The organism is Streptomyces sp. NPDC058665 (genome assembly GCF_042714995.1).
GTDB lineage: Bacteria > Actinomycetota > Actinomycetes > Streptomycetales > Streptomycetaceae > Streptomyces.
In genome coordinates, this window is sequence record NZ_JBHXRX010000001.1 from 105,507 (window position 1) to 130,407 (window position 24,901).

At 69.9% G+C, this 24,901-nt stretch carries 19 protein-coding genes and 1 pseudogene; 14 read left to right on the forward strand and 6 right to left on the reverse strand.

The window, feature by feature from the left end; all coding sequences use genetic code 11:
• The first annotated feature begins 17 nt into the window (after positions 1-17).
• The 9 genes from nuoF to nuoN are packed head-to-tail and all read left to right on the forward strand — an operon-like array spanning position 18 to position 12,227.
• Positions 18-1,373, forward strand: a complete 1,356-nt coding sequence (gene nuoF / locus ACFWV8_RS00540) for an NADH-quinone oxidoreductase subunit NuoF (protein WP_384196691.1) — start codon at positions 18-20, stop codon at positions 1,371-1,373.
• Positions 1,370-3,916 carry an NADH-quinone oxidoreductase subunit G gene (locus ACFWV8_RS00545; protein ID WP_384196693.1) on the forward strand — a complete coding sequence of 849 codons (2,547 nt, stop codon included), beginning with the start codon at positions 1,370-1,372 and terminating at the stop codon, positions 3,914-3,916. The genes nuoF and ACFWV8_RS00545 overlap by 4 nt, the downstream gene beginning before the upstream one ends.
• Entirely contained in the window at positions 3,913-5,301 is a 1,389-nt protein-coding gene (gene nuoH / locus ACFWV8_RS00550; RefSeq protein WP_329383298.1) for an NADH-quinone oxidoreductase subunit NuoH, read from the forward strand. The genes ACFWV8_RS00545 and nuoH overlap by 4 nt, the downstream gene beginning before the upstream one ends.
• Complete coding sequence (nuoI, locus tag ACFWV8_RS00555; protein WP_384196695.1) at positions 5,294-5,953, forward strand: NADH-quinone oxidoreductase subunit NuoI; 660 nt, start codon at positions 5,294-5,296, stop codon at positions 5,951-5,953. The genes nuoH and nuoI overlap by 8 nt, the downstream gene beginning before the upstream one ends.
• Positions 5,950-6,771: an NADH-quinone oxidoreductase subunit J gene (locus ACFWV8_RS00560; protein WP_384196697.1), complete on the forward strand. Its 822-nt coding sequence runs from the start codon at positions 5,950-5,952 to the stop codon at positions 6,769-6,771. The genes nuoI and ACFWV8_RS00560 overlap by 4 nt, the downstream gene beginning before the upstream one ends.
• Positions 6,768-7,067, forward strand: coding sequence for an NADH-quinone oxidoreductase subunit NuoK (gene nuoK / locus ACFWV8_RS00565; protein WP_023539425.1), 300 nt, complete (start codon positions 6,768-6,770; stop codon positions 7,065-7,067). Before ACFWV8_RS00560 ends, nuoK begins: the two co-directional genes overlap by 4 nt.
• 14 nt (positions 7,068-7,081) lie before the next feature.
• The gene (nuoL, locus tag ACFWV8_RS00570; protein WP_329383290.1) at positions 7,082-8,977 is read left to right on the forward strand and encodes an NADH-quinone oxidoreductase subunit L; all 1,896 of its coding nucleotides are present in this window, start codon (positions 7,082-7,084) and stop codon (positions 8,975-8,977) included.
• Between the two features lie 5 nt (positions 8,978-8,982).
• Positions 8,983-10,578, forward strand: a complete 1,596-nt coding sequence (locus ACFWV8_RS00575; protein ID WP_384196699.1) for an NADH-quinone oxidoreductase subunit M — start codon at positions 8,983-8,985, stop codon at positions 10,576-10,578.
• Positions 10,575-12,227: an NADH-quinone oxidoreductase subunit NuoN gene (nuoN, locus tag ACFWV8_RS00580; protein ID WP_384196701.1), complete on the forward strand. Its 1,653-nt coding sequence runs from the start codon at positions 10,575-10,577 to the stop codon at positions 12,225-12,227. The genes ACFWV8_RS00575 and nuoN overlap by 4 nt, the downstream gene beginning before the upstream one ends.
• A 114-nt stretch (positions 12,228-12,341) precedes the next feature.
• Here nuoN and ACFWV8_RS00585 read toward each other — a convergent pair whose 3' ends face one another.
• Both ACFWV8_RS00585 and fahA read right to left on the reverse strand, forming a co-directional pair.
• Positions 12,342-12,653, reverse strand: a complete 312-nt coding sequence (locus ACFWV8_RS00585) for a hypothetical protein (RefSeq protein WP_384196703.1) — start codon at positions 12,651-12,653, stop codon at positions 12,342-12,344.
• Positions 12,650-13,873: a fumarylacetoacetase gene (gene fahA / locus ACFWV8_RS00590; RefSeq protein ID WP_384196705.1), complete on the reverse strand. Its 1,224-nt coding sequence runs from the start codon at positions 13,871-13,873 to the stop codon at positions 12,650-12,652. Before fahA ends, ACFWV8_RS00585 begins: the two co-directional genes overlap by 4 nt.
• A gap of 318 nt (positions 13,874-14,191) precedes the next feature.
• Between fahA and ACFWV8_RS00595 the strand changes: the two genes are divergently transcribed.
• The 4 genes from ACFWV8_RS00595 (at position 14,192) to ACFWV8_RS00610 (ending at position 18,730) form a co-directional block, all read left to right on the forward strand.
• Positions 14,192-15,202 carry a polyprenyl synthetase family protein gene (locus tag ACFWV8_RS00595; RefSeq protein ID WP_329383276.1) on the forward strand — a complete coding sequence of 337 codons (1,011 nt, stop codon included), beginning with the start codon at positions 14,192-14,194 and terminating at the stop codon, positions 15,200-15,202.
• Between the two features lie 237 nt (positions 15,203-15,439).
• A complete protein-coding gene (locus ACFWV8_RS00600) occupies positions 15,440-16,714 on the forward strand; it encodes an outer membrane lipoprotein carrier protein LolA (protein ID WP_384196707.1) in 1,275 nt (424 codons plus the stop codon).
• Positions 16,715-16,851: 137 nt separating this feature from the next.
• Complete coding sequence (locus tag ACFWV8_RS00605; RefSeq protein ID WP_384196709.1) at positions 16,852-17,802, forward strand: ATP-binding cassette domain-containing protein; 951 nt, start codon at positions 16,852-16,854, stop codon at positions 17,800-17,802.
• Complete coding sequence (locus tag ACFWV8_RS00610) at positions 17,789-18,730, forward strand: ABC transporter permease (protein WP_384196711.1); 942 nt, start codon at positions 17,789-17,791, stop codon at positions 18,728-18,730. The genes ACFWV8_RS00605 and ACFWV8_RS00610 overlap by 14 nt, the downstream gene beginning before the upstream one ends.
• Positions 18,731-18,748: 18 nt before the next feature.
• On the opposite strand, the pseudogene ACFWV8_RS00615 reads toward ACFWV8_RS00610, so the two are convergent.
• Positions 18,749-19,714, reverse strand: a pseudogene (locus tag ACFWV8_RS00615) (M28 family metallopeptidase); the annotation flags it as partial.
• A gap of 235 nt (positions 19,715-19,949) precedes the next feature.
• On the opposite strand from ACFWV8_RS00615, the gene ACFWV8_RS00620 reads away from it, so the two are divergent.
• Complete coding sequence (locus ACFWV8_RS00620; RefSeq protein ID WP_384196713.1) at positions 19,950-20,588, forward strand: CGNR zinc finger domain-containing protein; 639 nt, start codon at positions 19,950-19,952, stop codon at positions 20,586-20,588.
• Here ACFWV8_RS00620 and rarD read toward each other — a convergent pair.
• The 3 genes from rarD to ACFWV8_RS00635 form a co-directional block, all read right to left on the reverse strand.
• Positions 20,563-21,558, reverse strand: coding sequence for an EamA family transporter RarD (gene rarD, locus ACFWV8_RS00625; protein WP_384196715.1), 996 nt, complete (start codon positions 21,556-21,558; stop codon positions 20,563-20,565). The two genes, ACFWV8_RS00620 and rarD, sit on opposite strands and share 26 nt — an antisense overlap.
• A gap of 178 nt (positions 21,559-21,736) precedes the next feature.
• Positions 21,737-22,795 (reverse strand): 2-oxoacid:ferredoxin oxidoreductase subunit beta, encoded by a 1,059-nt coding sequence (locus ACFWV8_RS00630; protein ID WP_329383261.1) that lies wholly within the window; start codon positions 22,793-22,795, stop codon positions 21,737-21,739.
• Positions 22,788-24,770: a 2-oxoacid:acceptor oxidoreductase subunit alpha gene (locus ACFWV8_RS00635; protein ID WP_384196717.1), complete on the reverse strand. Its 1,983-nt coding sequence runs from the start codon at positions 24,768-24,770 to the stop codon at positions 22,788-22,790. Before ACFWV8_RS00635 ends, ACFWV8_RS00630 begins: the two co-directional genes overlap by 8 nt.
• Positions 24,771-24,901: the final 131 nt, after the last annotated feature.

Here is a 24,901-nt window from a genome sequence, read left to right on the forward strand (position 1 = left end):
GCCGAGGAGGGGAAGTGATGACCACCGCACCCGAGATGAGCGACACCGGCCCGGAGAAGCTTCTCTCTCCGGTCCTGTCCGCGTTCTGGGACCAGCCCGACGCGTGGACGCTGGAGACCTACCGGCGGCACGAGGGGTACGAGGGGCTGCGCAAGGCGCTCGCCATGACGCCCGACGACCTCATCGCGTACGTCAAGGACTCCGGTCTGCGCGGCAGGGGCGGCGCCGGCTTCCCCACCGGGATGAAGTGGCAGTTCATTCCGCAGGGCGACGGCAAACCGCACTATCTCGTCGTCAACGCCGACGAGTCGGAGCCGGGCACCTGCAAGGACATCCCCCTTCTCTTCGCCAATCCGCACTCCCTCATCGAGGGAATGATCATCGCGTGCTACGCGATCCGCTCGTCGCACGCCTTCATCTATCTGCGCGGGGAGGTCGTGCCCGTCCTGCGCAGGCTGCACGAGGCCGTACGTGAGGCCTACGAGGCGGGCTACCTCGGCAAGGACATCCTCGGCAGCGGGATCGACCTCGACATCACCGTGCACGCGGGGGCCGGCGCGTACATCTGCGGCGAGGAGACCGCGCTGCTGGACTCGCTGGAGGGACGGCGCGGACAGCCCCGCCTCCGCCCGCCGTTCCCGGCGGTCGCGGGTCTCTACGCGTGCCCCACTGTGGTGAACAACGTCGAGTCCATCGCCTCGGTTCCCGCGATCCTCAACCGCGGCAAGGACTGGTTCAAGTCGATGGGCAGCGAGAAGTCCGCGGGCTTCACGCTCTACTCGCTCAGCGGCCATGTCGCCGCCCCCGGCCAGTACGAGGCCCCGCTCGGCATCACCCTGCGCCAGCTGCTCGACATGGGCGGCGGCATGCGACCGGGCCACCGGCTCAAGTTCTGGACCCCGGGCGGCTCTTCGACCCCGATGTTCACCGAGGAGCACCTGGACGTCCCGCTCGACTACGAGGGCGTCGGTGCCGCCGGATCCATGCTCGGCACCAAGGCGCTCCAGTGCTTCGACGAGACCACCTGTGTGGTGCGGGCCGTCACCCGCTGGACCGAGTTCTACGCCCACGAGTCGTGCGGCAAGTGCACACCGTGCCGTGAAGGCACCTACTGGCTCGTCCAGTTGCTCCGCGACATCGAGGCCGGCAAGGGCGTGCCCTCCGATCTCGACAAGCTGAACGACATCGCCGACAACATCAACGGCAAGTCGTTCTGCGCCCTCGGGGACGGCGCCGCGGCGCCGATCTTCTCCTCGCTCAAGTACTTCCGCGAGGAGTACGAGCAGCACATCACCGGCAAGGGCTGCCCCTTCGACCCGGCGAAGTCCACCCTGTGGGCCGACCGACACGCGCACCTGGAGGTGAACGCATGACCGTGCTGCATCCATCTGGCGGCTCCGCCGGGGCGTCTGCCCCCTCCGGCGGCGGCGAGGCGGCGGTCCCGCCCGAAGATCTCGTCTCGCTGACGATCGACGGCATCGAGATCTCGGTCCCCAAGGGGACCTTGGTCATCCGCGCCGCCGAACTCCTCGGCATCGAGATCCCCCGGTTCTGCGACCACCCGCTCCTCGACCCGGCCGGCGCCTGCCGGCAGTGCATCGTCGAGGTCGAGGGCCAGCGCAAGCCGATGGCCTCCTGCACCATCACCTGCACCGACGGCATGGTCGTCAAGTCGCAGATCACCTCGCCGGTCGCCGAGAAGGCCCAGCGCGGTGTGATGGAGCTGCTGCTCATCAACCACCCGCTGGACTGCCCGGTCTGCGACAAGGGCGGCGAGTGCCCGCTGCAGAACCAGGCGATGAGCGCCGGTCAGGCCGACAGCCGGTTCGACGGCAAGAAGCGGACCTTCGAGAAGCCCGTACCGATCTCCACCCAGGTGCTGCTCGACCGCGAGCGGTGCGTGCTCTGCGCGCGCTGCACCCGCTTCTCCAACCAGGTCGCGGGCGACCCGGTGATCGAGTTCCTGGAGCGCGGCGCGCTCCAGCAGGTCGGCATCGGCGTGGGCGACCCGTTCCAGTCGTACTTCTCCGGCAACACCATCCAGATCTGCCCGGTCGGCGCGCTGACCTCGGCGGCGTACCGCTTCCGCTCCCGCCCGTTCGACCTGGTCTCTTCGCCGAGCGTGTGCGAGCACTGCGCGGGCGGCTGCGCCACCCGCACCGACCACCGGCGCGGCAAGGTCATGCGGCGCATGGCCGCCGACGACCCCGAGGTCAACGAGGAGTGGATGTGCGACAAGGGGCGGTTCGGCTTCCGCTACGCGCAGAAGCTGGACCGGATCACCTCGCCGCTCGTACGCAACGCGGAAGGCGAGCTGGAACCGGCGAGCTGGCCCGAGGCACTTGAGGCCGCCGCCAGCGGTCTCGCCGCCGCTCGCGGCCGGGCCGGGGTCCTGACCGGCGGCCGGCTGACCGTCGAGGACTCCTACGCGTACGCCAAGTTCACCCGGGTCGCGCTCGACACCAACGACATCGACTTCCGCGCGCGCGTGCACAGCGCGGAGGAGGCCGAGTTCCTCGCCGCGTACGTCGCGGGGCACGGGGTCGACCTGGACGGCAAGGGCGTCACGAACACGACGCTGGAGAAGGCCCCGGCCGTCCTGCTCGTCGGTTTCGAGTCCGAGGAGGAGGCGCCCGGCCTCTTCCTGAGGATGCGCAAGGCCCACCGCAAGCGCGGGCAGCGCAGCTTCTCCGTCGCCACGCACGCCACACGCGGTCTGACGAAGGCGGGCGGCACACTGCTGCCGGCCGCTCCCGGCACCGAGACCGAGTGGCTCGACGCGCTCGCCTCGCAGACCGGCCTCGAAGGCGCGGGAGTCCGCGCCGCCGACGCCCTGCGCGAGAGCGGCGCGGTGATCGTCGTCGGCGAACGGCTCGCCGCCGTCCCCGGCGGGCTCACCGCCGCCGCCAGGGCCGCCACCGCGACCGGCGCCAAGCTCGTCTGGGTGCCGCGCAGGGCCGGTGAGCGCGGCGCGGTCGAGGCCGGCGCGCTGCCGACGCTGCTGCCCGGCGGCCGTCCCGCCACGGACCCGGGGGCCCGCGAGGAGGTCGCCGAGGTCTGGCGCGTACGCGAACTGCCGCACCGCCACGGCCGGGACACCGGCCAGATCGTCGAGGCCGCCGCGACCGGCGAACTCGGCGCGCTGGTCGTCGCGGGCGTCGAGGTCGCCGACCTGCCGGACCCGGCACGCGCCCGTGAGGCGCTCGGCGCCGTCGGCTTCCTGGTCTCGATGGAGCTGCGTCCCAGCGAGGTCACCGACCACGCCGACGTCGTCTTCCCCGTCGCGGCCGTCGCCGAGAAGGCCGGCACCTTCCTCAACTGGGAGGGCAGGGTCCGGATGTTCGAGGCGGCACTCAAGCCCGAGCAGATGACGCGCCGGCTGGCCACGGACGACGCGCGGGTGCTGCACATGCTCGCCGACGCCATGGACGTACCCCTGGCGCTGCCCGATCTGAAGGCCGTGCACACCGAACTGGACCGGCTCGGCCACTGGGAAGGACCGCACGCCGAAGGTCCCGTCGACTCGTCGCGTCCGCTGCCCCGTCCGGGCGCGGGCGAGGCGCTGCTCGCCGGTCACCGGCTGCTGCTCGACCAGGGCAGGCTCCAGGACGGCGACGAGGCCCTGGCGGGCACCCGCCACGCGGCCGTCGCCCGGCTCTCCGCCGCCACGGCGGCCGAGACGGGCGTCAAGGACGGCGACGTCCTGGCCGTCACCGGGCTCGCCGGCTCGGTCGAACTGCCGCTCAGCGTCACCGAGATGCCCGACAAGGTCGTCTGGCTGCCGCTGAACTCGGCCGGCGGCGGTGTCCTCGCTGACACCGGATCCCGGCCGGGCACGCTGGTCCGGATCGGCCCCGCCGAGGCACAGGCCCCGGCGGGCGCCCCGGAGTCCGACGCACCGGAGGTGCGCGCATGACCGCCCTCGCCCAACTCGGCGCGGCACCCGCGCAGAGCGTCCTCGCCGCCGAGGACCTCTCGATGTTCGGCACCGACCCGTGGTGGCTGGTGGCCCTCAAGGCCGTCTTCTGCTTCGCGTTCCTGATGGTGACCGTGCTGGTCGCCATCGTCTGGGAGCGCAAGGTCGTCGCCTGGATGCAGCTGCGCATCGGGCCCAACCGGCACGGCCCCTGGGGCATGCTCCAGTCGCTCGCCGACGGCATCAAGCTGATGCTGAAGGAAGACGTCGTCGTCAAGCGGGCCGACAAGTTCGTCTACATCCTGGCGCCGGTCATCGCGGCGGTGCCCGCCTTCATGGCGATCGCCGTGATCCCCTTCGGACCCGCGGGCAACGAGGTCTCGATCTTCGGCCACCGCACGACGATGCAGCTGACCGACCTGCCGATCGCGATGCTCTACATCCTCGCGGTCGCCTCGGTCGGCATCTACGGCATCGTCCTCGCCGGCTGGTCGTCCGGATCGACGTACCCGCTGCTCGGCGGTCTGCGCTCGTGCGCGCAGATGATCTCGTACGAGATCGCCATGGGCGCCGCGTTCGCCTCGGTGTTCCTCTACTCCGGGTCGATGTCGACCTCGGCGATCGTCGAGGCGCAGGCCGACCGGTGGTACATCATCCTGCTGCCGGTCTCCTTCATCATCTACATCGTCACCATGGTCGGCGAGACCAACCGCGCGCCGTTCGACATGCCCGAGTCCGAGGGCGACCTGGTCGGCGGCTTCAACACCGAGTACTCGTCGATCAAGTTCGCGCTGTTCATGCTGGCCGAGTACGTCAACATGGTCACCGTCTCCGCCGTCTCCGCCACGCTCTTCCTGGGCGGCTGGCGGGCCCCGTACCCCATCTCCACGTTCTGGGAGGGTGCGAACCACGGCTGGTGGCCGATGCTCTGGTTCATCGTCAAGGTCCAGCTGCTGCTGTTCTTCTTCATCTGGCTGCGCGGCACGCTCCCGCGGGTGCGCTACGACCAGCTGATGAAGCTCGGCTGGAAGGTCCTGATCCCGGTCTCGGTCGTCTGGCTGATGCTGGTGGCCACCGTGCGTGCCCTGCGGAACGAGAACTACGACTTCCAGGACATCGTGCTCTACGTGGCCGGGGCCGTCATCGCGATCCTGCTGCTCTCCTTCGTCGCCGACATCTTCCGCGACAGGAAGGAGAAGGCCGCGGCCGCGGCCGAACCACCACCGCCCCCGTTCGATCCGATGGCCGGTGGATTCCCGGTGCCTCCGCTGCCGGGGCAGACTCTGCCGCCCGTGCCGCGCCGGCGCTCACGTGGTGAGCGCGAACTGGTTGTCAGTGGCGGGGTCAATACTGAGAGTGACGGAAAGGAGGCTGACGGTGCCTGACAACGCTTCCAAAGGTTCGAAGGGGGACGACCCCGGCGCGCGCCGGCTGAATCCGGTCGCCGGCTTCGGCGTGACCTTCAAGGCCATGTTCAAGAAGCGGCTGACCGAGCAGTATCCGGAGACGGAGAAGGTGACGGCGCCGCGCTTCCACGGCCGCCATCAGCTGAACCGTCATCCGGACGGCCTGGAGAAGTGCATCGGCTGTGAGCTGTGCGCCTGGGCCTGCCCGGCGGACGCGATCTATGTCGAGGGCGCGGACAACACGGAGGAGGAGCGCTACTCCCCGGGCGAGCGTTACGGCCGCGTCTACCAGATCAACTACGCCCGCTGCATCCTGTGCGGACTCTGTATCGAGGCGTGCCCCACGCGGGCGCTCACGATGACCAACGAGTTCGAGCTGGCGGACAGTACGCGCGAGAGCCTCATCTACACCAAGGAGCAGCTCCTCGCCGGTCTGGAGGAGGGGATGGTCGAGTCCCCGCACTCGATCTTCCCCGGCACGGACGAACAGGACTACTACCGGGGCCTGGTGACCGAGGCCGCCCCCGGCACGGTCAAGCAGGTCGCCTTCACCAAGGGCGAGCGCCCGCAGGAAGGCGCCTCCGACTTCGGCGAGGACGAACCGGCGTCGAGGACGGTGATCGGCGGATGAACACGGCCGCTTCCCTCACCTCGACCGGCGAGGCCGTCCAGTTCTGGATCCTCGGCACGGTCGCCGTGCTCGGCGCGCTCGGCACCATCCTGATGAGGCGGGCCGTGCACAGCGCGCTCTGTCTCGCCGGGACCATGATCATCCTCGCGGTCTTCTATCTGGCCAACGGGGCCTACTTCCTGGGCATCGTGCAGATCGTCGTCTACACCGGCGCGATCATGATGCTGTTCCTCTTCGTGGTCATGCTCGTCGGCGTCACCGCCGCCGACTCGCTCACGGAGACGATCAAGGGCCAGCGCTGGTGGGCCGCCGCCTGCGGGCTCGGCTTCGGCATCCTGCTGATCGCCGGTATCGGCAACGCGTCACTGACGACCTTCACCGGACTCGGCGTCGCCAACGCCGGGGGGAACGTGGAGGGCCTCGCGGCCCTGATCTTCACCAGGTACGTGTTCGCCTTCGAGATCACCGGCGCCCTGCTGATCACCGCCTCGGTCGGCGCGATGGTGCTCACGCACCGCGAGCGCACCGAACGGGCCCTGACCCAGCGGGAGATGTCCGAGCGGCGGATCCGCAGCAAGCACGTACCGCCGCTGCCCGCGCCGGGTGTCTACGCCAGGCACAACGCGGTGGACATCGCCGGTCTGCTGCCCGACGGCACGGCCTCCGAGCTGACGGTCAGCAAGACGCTCAAGGACCGCGGCCAGATCCGGGACGTGTCCGGTGAGGCCATGGCCGACCTGAAGGCGCTTGAGCAGCGGTCGAGCGAGCGCCTCGGCCGCCGGGACCACCGGGACCGCGAGGAGGGGGTCACCAAATGAATCCGGTCAACTACCTCTATCTCGCCGCCCTGTTGTTCACCATCGGTGCGGCCGGGGTGCTGATCCGGCGCAATGCGATCGTCGTCTTCATGTGCGTCGAGCTGATGCTCAACGCGTGCAACCTCGCGTTCGTCGCCTTCTCCCGGATGCACGGCAATCTGGACGGCCAGATCATCGCCTTCTTCACGATGGTCGTCGCAGCGGCGGAAGTCGTCGTCGGGCTCGCGATCATCGTGTCGGTGTTCCGTTCGCGCCACTCGGCCTCGGTCGACGACGCCAGCCTGATGAAGCTCTGAGGGGTCGCTGAATCGTGGAGAATCTGATTGCGCTGCTCATCGCGGCGCCCCTGCTCGGAGCAGGTCTTCTGCTGTGCGGCGGGCGACGCCTGGACCGGGTGGGACATCTGCTCGGCACGCTGCTGGCGGCCGCCTCCTTCGTGATCGGCGTGGTGCTGTTCGCGGACATGCTGGGCAAGGGCGGCGAGGAACGCGCCCTGCACCAGCACCTGTTCAGCTGGGTGCCCGTCGAGAGCTTCCAGGCGGACGTCGCCTTCCAGCTCGACCAGCTGTCGATGACGTTCGTGCTGCTGATCACCGGTGTCGGCACCCTGATCCACATCTACTCCATCGGGTACATGGAGCACGACGAGCGGCGCCGCCGCTTCTTCGGCTATCTGAACCTGTTCCTCGCGGCGATGCTGCTGCTCGTCCTCGCGGACAACTACCTGCTGCTGTACTTCGGCTGGGAGGGTGTCGGCCTCGCGTCGTACCTGCTCATCGGCTTCTGGCAGCACAAGCCCAGCGCGGCCACGGCGGCCAAGAAGGCGTTCCTGGTCAACCGTGTCGGCGACATGGGCCTGTCGATCGCGATCATGCTGATGTTCACCACCTTCGGCACGTTCGCCTTCGGGCCCGTCCTGGAATCCACCGGTGAGGCGAGCGGCGGCACGCTGACGGGCATTGGCCTGATGCTGCTGCTGGCGGCCTGCGGCAAGTCGGCCCAGGTGCCGCTCCAGTCCTGGCTCGGCGACGCGATGGAGGGCCCGACCCCGGTCTCGGCCCTGATCCACGCGGCGACGATGGTGACCGCGGGCGTGTATCTGATCACCCGGTCCGGCGCGATCTTCAACGCGTCCCCGGACGCCCAGCTGGTGGTCGTCATCGTCGGAGCGGTCACGCTCCTCTTCGGTGCGATCGTCGGTTGCGCGAAGGACGACATCAAGAAGGCCCTCGCGGGCTCGACGATGTCCCAGATCGGCTACATGATCCTGGCCGCGGGCCTCGGCCCCATCGGCTACGTCTTCGCGATCATGCACCTGGTGACGCACGGCTTCTTCAAGGCGGGGCTGTTCCTCGGCGCCGGCTCGGTCATGCACGGCATGAACGACGAAGTGGACATGCGCAAGTACGGCGGCCTGCGGAAGTACATGCCGGTCACCTTCGTCACCTTCGGTCTCGGCTATCTCGCGATCATCGGCTTCCCCGGTCTCTCCGGCTTCTGGTCGAAGGACAAGATCATCGAGGCGGCGTTCGCCAAGGGAGGCACCGAGGGCTGGATCCTCGGCGCCGTCACCCTGCTGGGCGCGGCCCTCACGGCGTACTACATGACGCGCGTGATGCTGATGACCTTCTTCGGCGAGAAGCGCTGGCAGCCGGACGCGGAAGGAAACGAGCCGCACCCGCACGAGTCGCCCAGGTCGATGACGATCCCCATGATCGTCCTGGCCTTCGGCTCGGTCTTCGCGGGCGGTCTCTTCTCGCTGAACGAGTCGTTCGTGAAGTGGCTGGAGCCGGTCACCCAGTTCGAGCACGGCCACCCGCCGATCAGCGCGGCGGCCGTCACCACGTCCACGGTCGTGGTGCTGCTCATCGGTGTCGGTGCCGCGTATCTCCAGTACGGCCGCAAGCCGGTGCCGGTCACGGCGCCGCGCGGCTCGCTGCTCACCCGCGCCGCCCGCCGCGATCTCCTCCAGGACGACTTCAACCATGTGGTCCTGGTCCGCGGCGGCGAGCACCTCACCCGCTCGCTCGTGTACGTCGACCACACCCTGGTCGACGGTGTCGTCAACGGCACGGCGGCGTCGTTCGGCGGGCTCTCCGGCCGGCTGCGCAAGCTGCAGAACGGCTACGCCCGCTCCTACGCGGTCTCGATGTTCGGAGGTACGGCAGTGCTCATCGCCGCGACCCTGCTGATGAGGGCGGTGTAAACCAGATGTCGTTCCCTCTTCTGACGGCGACGGCGGCCGTCCCGGCGATCGGCGCGATCGTCACGGCGGCCGTCCCGGCCGCCAGGCGCACCGGGGCCAAGTGGATCGCGCTGGCCTTCTCGCTCGCCACGCTCGTGCTGGCGGCGATCGCGCTGGTCCGCTTCGAGCCCGGCGGCGACCGGTATCAGCTCACCGAGTCCCACGCCTGGATCTCCGACTTCGGAGTCAGATACGAACTGGGCGTGGACGGCATCGGGGTGTCGCTCATGGCGCTCACCGCCCTGCTGATCCCCTTCATCATCCTCGCGGGCTGGCACGACGCGGACCCGCTGACTGTGTCTGATAGCGGCTCCGCCGCGGGGAAGTCCTCCCGCTGGCGGCCGACGCAGGGCTTCTTCGCCCTGATCCTGATGGTCGAGGCGATGGTGATCCTCTCCTTCGAGGCCACCGACGTCTTCCTCTTCTACATCCTGTTCGAAGCCATGCTTATCCCGGTGTACTTCCTCATCGGCGGCTTCGGGGACCGGGCCCACGCGGGCGGCGACGAGGCCGGAGCCACCCAGCGGTCGTACGCGGCCGTGAAGTTCCTCCTCTACAACCTCGCCGGCGGTCTGATCATGCTGGCCGCGGTCATCGGTCTCTTCGTGGAGGCGGGGACCTTCTCGCTGAGCGAGATCGCCGCGGCCAGGGCCGACGGCACGCTGGACATGTCGACGGGCGTGGAGAGGTGGCTCTTCCTGGGCTTCTTCTTCGCCTTCGCCGTCAAGGCGCCGCTGTGGCCGGTGCACACCTGGCTGCCCAACGCCATGGGCGAGGCGACCGCGCCCGTCGCCGTCCTGATCACCGCGGTGGTCGACAAGGTCGGCACGTTCGCGATGCTGCGTTTCTGCCTCCAGCTCTTCCCGGAGGCGTCCAAGTGGGCCACTCCCGCGGTGCTGATCCTGGCGCTGATCAGCATCGTCTACGGGGCACTGCTCGCGGTCGGCCAGCGTGACATCAAGCGGCTGATCGCCTACGCGTCGATCTCGCACTTCGGCTTCATCATCATGGGCATCTTCGCGATGACCAGCCAGGGCCAGTCGGGCGCGACGCTCTACATGATCAACCACGGGATCTCGACGGCGGCGCTGCTGCTGGTCGCGGGCTTCCTGATCTCGCGGCGCGGTTCGCGGCTCATCTCGGACTACGGCGGTGTGCAGAAGGTCGCCCCGGTCCTGGCCGGCACGTTCCTGATCGGTGGTCTGGCGACTCTCTCGCTGCCGGGGCTCGCCCCGTTCGTGAGTGAATTCCTCGTCCTGGTCGGCACGTTCAGCGTCTACCCGGTGATCGGGATCATCGCGACCGTCGGCATCGTGCTCGCCGCGCTGTACGTCCTGGTCCTCTACCAGCGCACGATGACGGGTCCGGTGAACGAGTCGGTCCGCACCATGCCGGACCTGAGGCTCCGGGAGCTGGCGGTCGTCACCCCGCTGATCGCGCTCCTTCTCTTCCTGGGCGTTTACCCGAAGCCGCTGACCGACATCGTGAATCCGGCGGTGGAGCACACCATGAGTGACGTACAGAAGACCGATCCCAAGCCCGAGGTGGAGGCAGCACCGTGAGTGCGACAGCTGTCCACAGCCTGTGGACAACGACGGCGGCCCAGGGGATCGACAAGATCCCGGCCCCCAAGATCGAATACGCGCAACTGGCCCCGGTGCTTATCGTGCTGGGCGCCGCCGTCGTGGGCATCCTCCTTGAGGCCTTCGTACCGAGGAAGGGGCGGTACTACGCCCAGCTCTTCCTCTCGGTCGTCGCCCTGGCCGCCGCGTTCGCCGCGGTGGTCGCCCTGGCGGCGGGCGGGTACGGCAGCACGAAGGCGCATCTGGCCGCGATGGGCTCGATCGCCGTGGACGGCCCAGCGCTGTTCCTCCAGGGCGTCATCATCCTGACGGCGATCGTCGCCGTGTTCACCTTCGCCGAGCGCAGGCTCGACCCGGTGAGCCACGGCAACCGCGTCGACTCCTTCGCCGCCCAGGGCGCCTCGGTGCCCGGCAGCGAGAGCGAGAAGGCGGCGGTCCGGGCCGGGTTCACCACCACCGAGGTCTTCCCGATCGCGCTGTTCGCGGTGGCCGGCATGCTGGTCTTCCCGGCCGCCAACGACCTGCTGACGCTCTTCATCGCGCTGGAGGTCTTCTCCCTCCCGCTCTACCTCCTCTGCGCCCTCGCCCGCCGCAAGCGGCTGATGTCGCAGGAGGCCGCGGTGAAGTACTTCCTGCTCGGCGCCTTCTCGTCCGCGTTCCTGCTCTTCGGCATCGCCCTGCTGTACGGCTACGCGGGCTCGGTGACGTACGCGCGCATCGCCGCCGTCGTGGACGGCTCCGTCGGCACGGTCGACCCGGTCCTCGCCGACACCATGGGCAACGACGCGCTGCTGCTCATCGGCGGCGCGATGATCCTCATGGGCCTGCTCTTCAAGGTCGGCGCGGTGCCGTTCCACATGTGGACCCCGGACGTCTACCAGGGCGCGCCCACACCGGTCACCGGCTTCATGGCCGCCGCGACGAAGGTGGCGGCGTTCGGCGCGCTGCTGCGGCTGCTGTACGTGGTCCTGCCTGGCCTGCGCTGGGACTTCCGGCCGGTGATGTTCGGCGTCGCGATCGCCACCATGGTGTTCGGCGCCATCGTCGCGATCACCCAGACGGACATCAAGCGCCTCCTGGCGTACTCGTCGATCGCGCACGCGGGCTTCATCCTGGCCGGTGTCATCGCGCTGACCGACGAGGGCATCTCCTCCGTCCTCTTCTACCTGGCGGCGTACTCCTTCGTGACGGTCGGCGCGTTCGCCGTCGTCACGCTGGTGCGCGACGCGGGCGGCGAGGCGACGCATCTGTCCAAGTGGGCGGGGCTCGGGCGGCGTTCGCCCCTGGTGGCCGCGGTCTTCGCGATCTTCCTGCTGGCCTTCGCCGGCATTCCGCTGACCTCGGGCTTCGCCGGGAAGTTCGCCGTATTCAAGGCGGCGGCGGACGGCGGGGCCGGAGCGCTGGTCGTGGTCGGTGTGATCTCGTCGGCGATCGCCGCGTTCTTCTACGTCCGGGTCATCGTGCTGATGTTCTTCAGCGAGCCGAAGGCGGACGGCCCCACGGTCGCCGTGCCCTCGCCGCTGACGATGACCGCGATCGGTGTGGGCGTCGCCGTGACGCTGGTGCTGGGCCTCGCGCCGCAGTACTTCCTGGATCTGGCGAGTCAGGCGGGCGTTTTCGTGCGGTAGGCCGTACGGGAGTACAGGACTGAACGCCGTGGGGCCCCACCGACACCGGTGGGGCCCCACGGCGTTCAGCTGTGTTCAGCGGTGTGCCAAGGCTGTCAGGACCGGGACCGGCTGTCAGGAGCCGGACTCCGGGGGCTTCTCGGGGAGGCGCAGCGCGCCGTCTACGCAGCCGGCCATCCAGTCGTCGTTCGTCTCCACGCTGTCGGTCTCCGCGTGCTCCCCGCACTCGGAGGTGGCGGCCCCCCGGTCGGACGCGTCCGCCCCGCCCAGATGTCCGGCCGGGCCCTCGTCCCGGCCGAAGGTGTAGCCCTCCGCGTAGCCGGGCGCCTCGCCCCGGCCTCTGAGGGCGAGGGCCGTCAGCACCACCAGCAGCAGCACGCCCAGCAGGACGAGCGGCGGCCTGAGCGGGTGCGGGGCGGTCCTCATCCGGCGACGATCCGGCCGGTCACCTCGCCGAGGCCCACGCGGACACCGTCCGGGCCCGGGGCCCAGGCGGTGAGGGTGATCTCGTCGCCGTCCTCCAGGAACGTCCGCTTGCCGTCCGCCAGTTCGATCGGCTCCGTGCCGTTCCACGTCAGCTCGATCAGGGAGCCGCGCTGGCCGCGCTCGGGGCCGCTGATCGTGCCGGACCCGTACAGATCGCCCGTACGCAGCGAGGCGCCGTTCACCGTCATATGGGCCAGCTGCTGCGCCGCGGTCCAGTACATGCCCGCGAAGGGCGGTTCGGAGAGTACCTGGCCGTTGAGGGTGACCGTGATCCGCAGGTCGAAGCCGCCGGGCACCTCCTCGTCCGCGTCGTCCAGATACGGCAGCAGCGGATGCGTACGGGGCGGGGGAGAGACCCGCGCCGCGTCCAGGGCCGCCAGGGGGGTCACCCAGGCCGAGACGGACGTGGCGAAGGACTTGCCGAGGAACGGCCCCAGCGGCACGTTCTCCCAGCCCTGGATGTCGCGCGCCGACCAGTCGTTGAGCAGCGAGAGACCGAAGACATGGTCGTCGAAGGCGGCCAGTTCCACGGAGCGTCCCATCTTCGACGGGGTGCCGACCACGAAGCCGACCTCCGTCTCGATGTCGAGCTTGACCGAGGGGCCGAAGACCGGGGCGGCGTCGGCCGGTCCCTTGCGCTGCCCGGAGGGGCGCACCACGTCGGTCCCCGAGACGACGACCGTGCCCGCGCGGCCGTGGTAACCGATCGGCAGATGCTTCCAGTTCGGGGTCAGCGGCTCGCCGTCGGGCCGGAAGATCCGGCCCAGGTTGGTGGCGTGGTTCTCGCTGGCGTAGAAGTCGACCCAGTCGGCGACCTCGTACGGCAGATGCATCGTCACCGAGCCGAGCCGGTGCAGCAGCGGTTCTATGTCGGGCCGGTGGGCGGGGACCGTCACCCAGGCCGTGAGCGCGCGGCGTACATCGCGCCAGGCCGTGCGCCCGGCGGCCATCAGCGGGTTGAGGCTCGGCCGGTCGAGCAGCGCGGCGTACGGGGAGCCCAGCGCGTGCGCGGCTGCCCCCGCGTCGAGCACATGGCCGCCGACCCGGACCCCGAGCCGGCGCCGCTCGGGCTCGTCGGCGGTGGTGAAGACGCCGTAGGGGAGGTTGTGCGGACCGTAGGGGTCACCCTCGGCCACTTCGAGCGGGCTCTGCTCGGGCATGGGTGCTGCCTCACTTTCCGGATCGATGCGGGACACGTTACGTCGGTGTTGCCCGGTGGCGGCAGTGGTGAAAAGCGTGCAATGCCCGAAAGGGCCCGAGTGCGGTGGGGAGTTAGGGGAACCTACCGGCGGTAGCCCGAACGAGCAGGGGGTGCGGACAAACGGGGGTAGTTCAGGTCGTATTTACTGATCACGAACATACGGGTGGAGCCGGGAAGGCGCCCATGGTGATCGAAACTCGACCGGATACGCTGACTTGAATGACAGCAGCGACACATCGACAATCCATGTGATCGTCAGCAGACAGGAGTACCCCTCGTGACCGTCGTCGGGCCGTTCGGGCTGAGCGTGCGGGACCCGGCTCTTGAAGCCGATGTCCTGAGCGGATTGTCGGCCGTGGAGGCGGGTCTCCTCGAAGCCACCAAGAGCGAGGTCCCTTTCATCACGGAAGCGGCGCAGCACCTGGTGCGCGCCGGAGGCAAGCGGTTCCGGCCGCTCGTCGTGATGCTGGCAGCCCAGTTCGGCGACCCGTACGCCCCCGGGATCGTCCCGGCGGCCGTCGTCGTCGAGCTGACCCACCTGGCGACGCTCTACCACGACGACGTGATGGACGAGGCGGACGTACGCCGGGGTGTCGACAGCGCCAACAGCCGCTGGGGCAACTCCGTCGCGGTCCTCACCGGTGACTTCCTCTTCGCGCGCGCCTCGCACATCCTGGCGGACCTCGGCCCCGAGGCCGTACGGATCCAGGCCGAGGCGTTCGAGCGGCTGGTGACGGGTCAGATCCTGGAGACGGCCGGACCGCGCGACGGGCGGGACCCGGTCAGCCACTACCTCGACGTGCTCGCCGGCAAGACCGGCGCGCTGTTCGCCGTGTCGGGCCGCTTCGGCGCGCTGACGTCCGGCGCCGACGAGACGGTCATCGACACCCTCACCCAGTACGGTGAGCGGCTCGGCGTCGCCTTCCAGCTCGCCGACGACGTCCTGGACATCGCCAGCGACTCCCACGAGTCCGGCAAGACACCGGGCACCGACCTCCGCGAGGGCATCCCCACGCTGCCGGTGCTGCTGCTGCGGGCCCAGGCGGAGGCGCATGGGCGCCCCGAGGACATCGAGCTGGTCGAACTCCTCGACGGCGACCTGACGGACGACGCCCGGCACACCGAGGCGCTGCACAGGCTGCGCGCCCACCCGGCGCTGGAGCAGGCGCGGCGGGACACCGTCCGGTACGCCGAGGAGGCGCGTACGGCCCTCGCGCCGCTGCCCGAGTGCTACGCGAAGTCCGCGCTGCTGGAGCTGTGCGACCTGGTGGTCCACCGCGCGGGCTGAGTACGCCTGTTGACGCCCCCGACGCCGGACCCGGCCGTCCCCTACTGGATGGGGGAGGTGGCGGGTCCGGCTGTCATCCCAGAGCAGTACGCGAGGTTGGCCCCGCGGGTTGACGCTTCCGGTTAGCCGATTTGGTCTTATGGAGAACGCCACCCCGGACCAATTCGAGTGAGAATGGCGGCAAGGGGTGGACGAGTGTGAAGGACGGAAGCCGCCGACCACGGAGGTAGGGCACACATGGCACCGAACGACAGCGCACAGATCACCGGCGGGAACGACGAAACCGGGGACCTTCCGGCGGGCCGTCGCAGAGCGGCGCGCTATGTGGTCCCGGTCGCGGTGGCGGGGGTCGCCGCGGCGACCATCGGACTCGTCCCCGCGCTCGCCGCGTCGGGCGACCCGGACCTGCCGAAGATCACCGCGGCGCAGCTGATCGAGAAGATGGCGGCGTCCGACACGGAGCGGCTGTCCGGCACGGTCAAGATCACGACCGACCTCGGCATCCCGTCGCTCGGCGGCCTCGGCGGTTCGGCTGCCGGAGCGCTCGCGCCGAAGGGCGGGGCCGACAGCGGCGGCAAGGACGGCGGTTCGGCCGCGGAGCCGACCGGCAAGCTGATGGAACTGGCCTCCGGCGAGCACACCCTGCGTGTCGCCACGGACGGACCCGACAAGCAGCGGCTGTCGATCCTCGACAGCGCCGCGGAGTACAGCCTGATCCACAACGCCGGCGAGGTGTGGGCGTACGACAGCTCTTCCAACCAGGCGTATCACGCGAAGGCGCCCGCCGGCGCGGACAGCGGCAAGCTCGGGGTGTCCGGCAAGTCCGGCAAGGACCAGGCGGTTCCGAAGGAGCTGCCCGCCACGCCGCAGGACTTCGCGCGGGAGGCTCTGAAGGCCGCCGGCGACACGACCTCGGTGACGGTGGACGGTACGGCGCGGATCGCGGGCCGGGACGCCTACCAGCTGGTGATCAAGCCGAAGCAGGCCGGTTCGACGATCGGCTCCGTCAAGGTGGCGGTCGACTCCAAGACCGGTACGCCGCTGAAGTTCACGCTCCTGCCGAGCAGCGGCGGCAAGGCCGTGATCGACGTCGGCTTCACCAAGGTCGACTTCTCCCGGCCGGCCGCGTCCACCTTCACCTTCACGCCTCCCAAGGGCGCGAAGGTGACGGAGGCCGACGAGTCGAAGGCCGCCGGCAAGGACCAGGCCCACAAGGCGCCCAAGGACGCCAAGGAGCTCGGTTCGGAGCCGAACGTGATCGGCGAGGGCTGGACCTCCGTGGTCCAGCTCAACACCGGCGCCAAGGTCCCGACGGCAGCCGCGTCGAAGGACATGCCGGCCGAGGCCCGGCAGTTCATGGACGCGCTGGGTGACAAGGTCAAGGGGAAGTTCGGTTCGGGCACGGTCTACAAGACGCGCCTGGTGAACGCCCTGATGACGGACGACGGCAAGGTCTTCGTCGGCGCGGTCACGAAGGACGCGCTGGTCAAGGCGGCCAACGAGGCGAAGTAGCGCGAGGTGGGGCCGCCCCGTCGTACGCTCCGTACGGCGGGGCGGACCGCTGTCCGCGCGCCGGGTCCGGGAGGGCCGGGCGGACCCGCGGGGCCGGGCAGGACCGGTGGGACCGGTCGGGAAAGGAAGGGCCAGGGATGACCGTCGTCATAGAGACACGCGGGCTCACCAAGCGCTACCGGGGCGGGCAGCTCGCCGTCGACCGTCTCGACCTCGCCGTGCCCGCCGGCAGTGTCTTCGGCTTCCTCGGCCCCAACGGCTCCGGGAAGACCACCACCATCCGCATGCTGATGGGCCTGATCGAGCCGACCGCGGGGACGGCCTCGGTCCTCGGCCGCGCCATGCCGCGCGCGGCCAGGGCCGTACTGCCGCAGGTGGGCGCGTTGATCGAAGGCCCGGCGCTGTACGGGTACTTGAACGGCCGCGACAATCTGCTGCGGTACGACTCCGCCGACCCGACGGCCGATCCCCGTACCCGGCGGGCCCGGGTGGCGGAGGCGCTGGAGCGCGTCGGGCTCACGGCGGCGGGCGGCAAGAAGGCGAAGGCGTACTCGCTCGGTATGAAGCAGCGGCTCGGGCTCGCCGCCGCGCTGCTCCAGCCGCGCAGGCTCCTGGTGCTCGACGAGCCGACGAACGGGCTCGACCCGCAGGGCATGCGGGAGATCAGGGCACTCGTACGGGAGCTGGCCGGGGAGGGCACGACGGTCTTCCTCTCCTCGCATCTGCTGGACGAGATCGAGCAGGTGTGCACGCACGCCGCCGTGATGGCACGTGGGCGGCTGCTGACCCAGGCCACGGTCGCCGAGCTGGCGGCGGGCACCCGCGGGCGGCTGGCGGTCACGACGCCCGATCCGGCGGACGCGGCGCGGGTGCTGAAGGAGCTGGGCGTCACCGATGTGACGGTGGCCGGGGACCGGGTCAGCGGAGAGCTCGCCGTGTCCGACACGGGGGAGCCCGCCGATCCGGCGGAGGTGAACGCCGGGCTCGTACGGTCGGGTGTGCGCGTACGGGCCTTCGGGGTCGAACGGGCCTCGCTGGAGGACGCGTTCGTGGCGCTGACCGGGGAGGGATTCGATGTCGCGGGTTGAGGACGCGGGTGCGGACGCGCGTACGGACGTGGCGATCGGCGCCGCCAAGGCCCCCGCTCCCGCCTCCGCGCGCGCCGTGTCGCCGCTCTGGACGCTCGGGCTCTTCCGCTCCGAGCTGACCACCACCTTCCGCCGCTGGCGTACCCTCGCGCTGCTGGGCGTGCTGGCGGCCGTACCGGTCCTGATCGGCATCGCCATCAAGATCGAGACGAGCGACGGCGGCCCGGTCGGCGGCGGCGGGCCCGAGGGCCCCGCCGGCCCCGCCTTCCTCACGCAGATCACCAACAACGGGCTGTTCCTGGTCTTCGCCGCGCTCGCCGCGACGCTGCCGGTCTTCCTCCCGATGGCGGTCGGCGTCATCGCGGGCGACGCGGTCGCGGGCGAGGCGAACGGCGGCACCCTGCGCTATCTGCTGGTCGCACCGGCGGGCCGGACCCGCCTGCTGCTGGCCAAGTACGCGGCGACGCTGGTGTTCTGTCTGGCCGCCACCCTGGCGGTCTCGGTCTCGGCGCTGGTGGTGGGGGCGCTGCTCTTCCCGCTCGGCGACGTCACGACCATCTCGGGCACGACCATCTCGTTCGGCGAGGGACTGCTGCGGGCGGTGCTGATAGCGCTGGTCGTGGCCGCCTCGCTGATCGGCCTCGCGGCGCTCGGCCTGTTCGTCTCCACCCTCACCAACAGCGGGATCGCGGCGATGGCCACGACGGTCGGGCTGGTGATCACGGTGCAGATCCTGGACACGATCCCGCAGCTGCACGGGATCCACCCGTATCTCTTCCCGCACTACTGGCTGTCCTTCGCCGATCTGCTCCGCGAGCCGTTCTACTGGGACGACGTGCTGAAGAATCTCGGCCTGCAGAGCGTGTACGCGGCCGTGTTCGGCTCGGCGGCCTGGGCGCGTTTCACGGCGAAGGACATCAGTGCGTGAGGAGAGCGGGGGTCAGGTCGCCAGCTCCCAGATCGCGTAGGCGACGGCGTCGCTGTTGCGGTCGAGCGCGGTGTCGTTGATGCTCGCCGTCGTGTCGCAGGCCGAGTGGTAGCAGCGGTCGAAGGCCTGCCCCGCCGTACCGCCCCACTTCTGGGCCTGGGCGGCCGACTTCGTACGCCCGGCGCCGGTGAAGAGCCCGCCGACCGGTACGCCGATGCTCATGAAGGAGGCGTGGTCCGAGCGGCCGTCGCCCTCGGTCTCGATCTCCGTCGGGACGCCGAGTCCGGCGAAGTACGTCTTGAAGGTCTGCTCGATGGCGGGGTCGTCGTCGTAGACGAAGTAGCCGGGGTTCGACGAGCCGATCATGTCGAAGTTGAGATAGCCGTCGAGCTTCGCGCGCTCGGCGGACGGCAGGTTGTTCGCGTAGTAGCGGGAGCCGACCAGCCCCAGCTCCTCGGCGCCCCACCAGCCGAACCGCAGGTGCTTCGCCGGCTGCAGCCCTGCTCTGGACACCGCGAGCGCGGTCTCCAGTACGGCGGCCGAGCCGGACCCGTTGTCGTTGATCCCGGCGCCCGATGTCACGGAGTCGAGGTGCGCGCCGGCCATCAGGACCTGGTTGGGGTCACCGCCGGGCCAGTCGGCTATCAGGTTGTACCCGACGCGCCCACCGGAGGTGAACTGCTGCACGGAGGTGGTGAACCCGGCCGCGTCCAGCTTGCCCTTCACATAGTTGACGGAGGCCAGATAACCGGGCCGGCCGTGGGCCCGGTTGCCGCCGTTGGCGGCGGCTATGGAGGAGAGCTCGCCGAGATGCGCCTTGACGTTGGTGAGAGATATGTCGGGGGCGGCGAGAACGGCGGCGGGCGCCGCGCTGCCGCCCTGCGAAGCGGTCGCGGCGGGCACACCGCCCGCGAGCAGCCCGCCGATCGCGAGCGCGCCGACAAGGAGGGAACGTGCGGGAACGGAGAGCGTGGAGAGTTTCATGTGGGGGCTCCGGATTCCGTACGGGGGACTGACGGAAGTGGTGCGGATGCGTGCTGATGGTCGACGCACGCTCAACACACCGTCAAGAGCGGGAACCGGACACGGGTGTTCGCACTCCGGATACCTGTAGGTCAGCGCCGTTCCATGCCCTGTCGGGACATGGCGGTGAACGTGGGCGTCCCGGCGGCCGGAAGTCGGCCCAGTGCGGGGTCATGAAACTGCTTATAGTGGTTACATGACTGGTCGCGCGACGAACACGCCGGGGATGGTCCTGGGGACCTCCGAGGGGCGTCCCTACCGTTTCGATCCGGGCGCCCTCTGCCTGGAGTTGCTGGTGACCGGTGGGCCGGCGGCGCCGACGCCGTACGAGGTGCTGGACCGGCCCGCCGCGCTGGTCCGCTGGGCCGGGGAGAGCCGGCTCGCGCCCGGACTGGGGGCGGTGCTCGCGGTGGGCGAGGCGGACGTGCGCGCGGCCCGTGCGGTGCGTGACGCGCTGCTGCGGATCACCGCCGACCGCGCGGGGGGTCACCGCTTCGGCCGCCCCGCCGACGCCTGCGACTTCGCCGTCCTCAACGCGGCGGCGGCCGAGGCCCCGCTCGTCGCCCGGGTGGGCGCGGACGGGGCGCGGGAGTGGGCTCCCGGGGCGACAGGGGCGCAGTTGCTGTCGACCGTCGCGCGCGATGCCGTGGACCTCTTCACGGGGCCGTACGCGGACCGTATCCGCGAATGCGGCACGCACAACTGCTATTTGCTGTTCGTCGACACCTCGCGGCCGGGCCGTCGCCGCTGGTGCGCGATGGAGCGGTGCGGGAATCTCCACAAGGTCCGGGCCCATCGCGCCCGCCGTACTACGGCCGCGACGACGACTCCGTAGGCGCTGGCGTTGGCGTTGGCGCGGGCGACGGAGCAAGGGGCGCGGCCGTGTTCTCCGCCCGCCGCAGCGCCTCCGCCTTCGCCCTCGTACGCCGCGACGTCCGCAGCGCGTCCCACGTCAGGATCGTCAGCGCCGCCCACACCAGCGCGAAGCCCGCCCACCGCTCGGCCGGCATCGCCTCGTGGAAGTACAGGATCCCCAGCAGGAACTGGAACACCGGCGCCAGATACTGGAGCAGCCCCAGCGTCGACAGCGGCACCCGTATCGCCGCCGCCCCGAAGCAGACCAGCGGCACGGCCGTCACCACACCCGTGGCCGCAAGCAGCGCGGCGTGCCCCGCCCCCTCCGGTCCGAACGTCGCGTCGCCTGAGACCCCCAGCCAGACCAGATAGCCGAGTGCGGGCACGAACAGGATCACGGTCTCGGCGGCCAGCGACTCCAGACCGCCGATGTTGACCTTCTTCTTCACCAGGCCGTACGTCGCGAACGAGAACGCCAGCGTCAGCGAGATCCAGGGCGGCTGCCCGTACCCGATCGCCAGCACCAGCACGGCGAGCAGACCGACGCCGACCGCCGCCCACTGGGCGGGCCGCAGTCGTTCCTTGAGGAGCAGGACCCCCATGGCGATGGTGACGAGCGGGTTGATGAAGTACCCGAGGGACGCCTCCACGACATGGCCGGTGTTGACCGACCAGATGTAGAGGCCCCAGTTGACGCTGATCACGGCCGCGGCCACCACCAGCAGGCCCAGCTTTCGGGGCTCGCCCAGCAACTCCCGTACCCACGCCCAGCGGCGCACCACGAGCAGCGCGATCGCGACGAAGGCCAGCGACCAGACCATCCGGTGGGCCAGGATCTCGACCGCGCCGGAGGGCTTGAGCAGCGGCCAGAAGAGGGGGACCAGGCCCCACATGCCGTAGGCGCCGATCCCGTACAGCAATCCCGCGCGCTGCTCTCCGTCCGACTTCACTGGCCCTCCCGAACCGCACACATCAGTTCGACGACGGTAGCGCCGGGCGGACCGGACTGTCATGTCCGTATCGGAATACGGTCATGACAGCCCGGCCCGCCACGGGACGACACGACGAGGCCCGGGTCTCGTGGAGGACGAGATCCGGGCCCCGGGACGTGACGACGTGGTCGGCCGGTCAGCCGACCACCGTCCAGGTGTCGTTGCCGGCGAGCAGCTGCGACAGATCGCCCTTGCCGTTCTGCTCGACCGCCGCGTCGAGCTGATCGCTCATCAGCGTGTCGTAGACCGGCCGCTTCACGCTGCGCAGCACACCGATCGGCGTGTGGTGCAGCGTGTCAGGGTCGGCGAGGCGCGAGAGCGCGAACGCCGTGGTCGGGCTGGTGGCGTGCGCGTCGTGCACCAGGATCTGGTGCTCGTTGTCCGCCGTCACCGGTACGACGACGAGATCGCCGGTCGCCGGGTCCCGTACGACACCCTTGGAGTTGTCGGCCCCGAACCGGATCGGCTCGCCGTGCTCCAGGCGGATGACCGCCTCCTGGGCCCGCTCCTTGTCCTTCAGCGCCTCGAAGGCACCGTCGTTGAAGATGTTGCAGTTCTGGTAGATCTCCACCAGCGCCGTGCCCGGGTGGTCGGCCGCCTGGCGCAGCACGCTCGTGAGGTGCTTGCGGTCGGAGTCGACCGTCCGGGCCACGAAGGACGCCTCGGCGCCGATCGCCAGCGACACCGGGTTGAAGGGCGAGTCCAGCGAACCCATCGGCGTCGACTTGGTGATCTTGCCGACCTCGGAGGTGGGCGAGTATTGCCCCTTCGTCAGCCCGTAGATCCGGTTGTTGAACAGCAGGATCTTCAGGTTGACGTTGCGCCGGAGCGCGTGGATGAGGTGGTTGCCGCCGATGGACAGCGCGTCGCCGTCACCCGTGACGACCCAGACGGACAGATCGCGGCGCGAGGTCGCGAGCCCGGTGGCGATGGCCGGAGCGCGCCCGTGGATGGAGTGCATGCCGTAGGTGTTCATGTAGTACGGGAAGCGGCTGGAGCAGCCGATCCCCGACACGAACACGATGTTCTCCTTGGCCAGCCCGAGGTCCGGCATGAAGCCCTGGACGGCGGCCAGCACGGCGTAGTCACCGCAGCCGGGGCACCAGCGGACCTCCTGGTCGGACTTGAAGTCCTTCATGGACTGCTTGGCCTCGGCCTTGGGGACGAGGGAAAGCAGCTCGTTGACCTCAGGCATCGATGGCCTCCTTGAGAGCCGTGGCGAGCTGTTCGGCCTTGAACGGCATGCCGTTGACCTGGTTGTAGGAGTGCGCGTCGATGAGGTACTTCGCCCGCAGGAGCGTGGCGAGCTGACCCAGGTTCATCTCCGGCACCACGACCTTGTCGTAACGCTTCAGCACCTCGCCCAGATTCCGCGGGAACGGGTTGATGTGGCGCAGATGCGCCTGCGCGATCGCGTTGCCGCCCGTGCGCAGCCGGCGGACGGCGGCGGTGATGGGGCCGTACGTGGAGCCCCAGCCGAGCACCAGCGTGCGCGCGCCGTCCGGGTCGTCCACGACGAGGTCCGGCACCTCGATGCCGTCGATTTTGGCCTGGCGGGTGCGGACCATGAAGTCGTGGTTGGCGGGGTCGTAGGAGATGTTGCCCGTGCCGTCCTGCTTCTCGATGCCGCCGATGCGGTGTTCGAGACCGGGTGTGCCGGGCACGGCCCACGGCCGGGCCAGGGTCTGCGGGTCGCGCTTGTACGGCCAGAACACGTCCGTGCCGTCGGGCAGCTGGTGGTTGGGCGCCGTGGTGAACCGCACACCCAGGTCCGGCAGTTCGTCCGGCTCGGGGATCCGCCAGGGCTCGGAGCCGTTGGCGAGGTAGCCGTCGGAGAGCAGGAAGACCGGCGTGCGGTACGTGACCGCGATCCGGGCGGCCTCGATGGCCGCGTCGAAGCAGTCCGCGGGGGTCTGCGGGGCGACGATCGGCACCGGCGCCTCGCCGTTGCGGCCGTACATCGCCTGGAGCAGGTCGGCCTGCTCGGTCTTGGTCGGCAGACCGGTCGAAGGACCACCGCGCTGGATCGCCACCACCAGCAGGGGCAGCTCCAGCGAGACCGCCAGACCGATCGTCTCCGACTTCAGGGCCACACCGGGCCCGGAGGTCGTCGTCACGGCGAGGGAACCGCCGAAGGACGCGCCGAGCGCCGCGCCGATGGCGGCGATCTCGTCCTCCGCCTGGAAGGTGCGGACGCCGAAGTTCTTGTGGCGCGACAGCTCGTGGAGGATGTCGGACGCCGGCGTGATCGGGTACGACCCGAGGTAGAGCGGCAGATCGGCCTGGTGGGAGGCGGCGATCAGCCCGTACGACAGCGCCAGGTTCCCGGAGATGTTGCGGTAGGTGCCGGTCGGGAACGCCTTGGTGGCGGGGGCGACCTCGTAGGAGACGGCGAAGTCCTCGGTGGTCTCGCCGAAGTTCCAGCCCGCCCGGAACGCCGCGACGTTCGCCTCGGCGATGTGCGGCTTCTTCGCGAACTTCGTCCGCAGGAACTGCTCCGTGCTCTCGGTCGGGCGGTGGTACATCCACGAGAGCAGACCCAGCGCGAACATGTTCTTCGAACGCTCGGCCTCCTTGCGGGAGAGCCCGAACTCCTTCAGCGCCTCGATCGTCAGCGTCGTCAGCGGCACCGGGTGGAGCTGGTACGCCTCCAGCGAGCCGTCCTCCAGGGGCGAGGTGGTGTAACCGACCTTCGCCATGGGGCGCTTGGTGAACTCGTCGGTGTTGACGATGATGTCGGCGCCCCGCGGCACGTCGCCGATGTTCGCCTTGAGCGCGGCCGGGTTCATCGCGACCAGCACGTTCGGCGCGTCGCCCGGGGTGAGGATGTCGTGGTCGGCGAAGTGCAGCTGGAACGAGGACACACCCGGCAGGGTGCCTGCGGGCGCGCGGATCTCGGCGGGGAAGTTCGGCAGCGTGGACAGGTCGTTCCCGAACGACGCCGTCTCGGAGGTGAACCGGTCACCCGTCAGCTGCATGCCGTCACCGGAGTCACCCGCGAAACGGATGATCACCCGGTCCAGACGGCGGACTTCCTTCGAGCCTGACGCACTGGGCACACCGGGCACGCCGGACGCGTCTTCGGGCGCGCGCTGATCGCCGACGACGGACTCACTCGTGTCGTCAGCCCCGTCGGCCTGCTCGGCTGGGCTACTGACCTGGCTGGTCACTGAACTGGACCTCCCTCGAGGCGGCTGCTTGGGCCGACCGGTACGACCGGCACACCCAGGGGCCACCCTACGTCGGTAAGGGTCGCCTTCCCTGGACCGCTCGTATGGTGGACGTCGTTTCGAGACGCTTC